Source organism: Methylobacterium sp. WL103 (assembly GCF_008039885.1).
Classification (GTDB): domain Bacteria; phylum Pseudomonadota; class Alphaproteobacteria; order Rhizobiales; family Beijerinckiaceae; genus Methylobacterium; species Methylobacterium cerastii.
Genome location: NZ_VRUX01001137.1, coordinates 1 through 717, shown reverse-complemented (window position 1 = coordinate 717; position 717 = coordinate 1). Strand labels below are relative to the sequence as shown.

The 717-nt window shown below is 76.4% G+C and carries 1 protein-coding gene; it reads left to right on the top strand.

Features of this window, described 5'->3' with window-relative positions; genetic code table 11:
* Nucleotides 1-614 (top strand): TlyA family RNA methyltransferase (locus FV222_RS28270; protein ID WP_147816428.1); only part of this gene is annotated, 614 nt, incomplete at its 5' end.
* Nucleotides 615-717: the final 103 nt, after the last annotated feature.

Below are 717 nucleotides of genomic sequence, written 5' to 3'. Positions count from 1 at the left end.
CCGCCGCCCACCCCTTCGTCTCGCGCGGCGGCCTGAAGCTCGAGGCGGCTTTGGACGCCTTCGGCGTGGACCCGGCCGGGCTGCCCTGCCTCGACGTCGGCGCCTCCACCGGCGGCTTCACCGACCTTCTGCTGCGCCGCGGCGCGGCCCACGTCACCGCGGTCGACGTCGGGCACGGCCAGCTCCACGCGAGCCTGGCCGCCGACCCGCGGGTGACGAACCGCGAGGGCGCCGACATCCGCACCCTCGCGCCGGGCAGCCTCGACCCCGCCCCGCGCCTCGCCGGCATCGACGTGAGCTTCATCGCGCTCCGCCTCGTGCTGCCGGCTGTGGCGGGGCTGCTGGCGCCGGGTGCGCCGTTGATCGCGCTGATCAAGCCGCAATTCGAGGCCGGCCGCGGGCGCGTCGGCCGCGGCGGCATCGTCCGCGACGAAGCCGTCCACGCCGAGGTGTGCGAGGCGGTGTGCGCGACGCTCGCCGACCTCGGCTTCACGATCCTCGGCCTGATCCCCTCCCCCGTCCGGGGCGGGGACGGCAACACCGAGTTCCTCGTCGGCGCCCGCGCCGCCGGCGCCACCGCCGCTCCCCCCGAAAGACCCGATGACCGAATCTGAAACCGTCACGATCCGCCGCCTCGGCGCGCGTGGGGACGGCATCGCCGACAACGGCACCGCGATCGCCTTCGCGCTGCCGGGCGAGCGCGTCGCGATCCGGCGC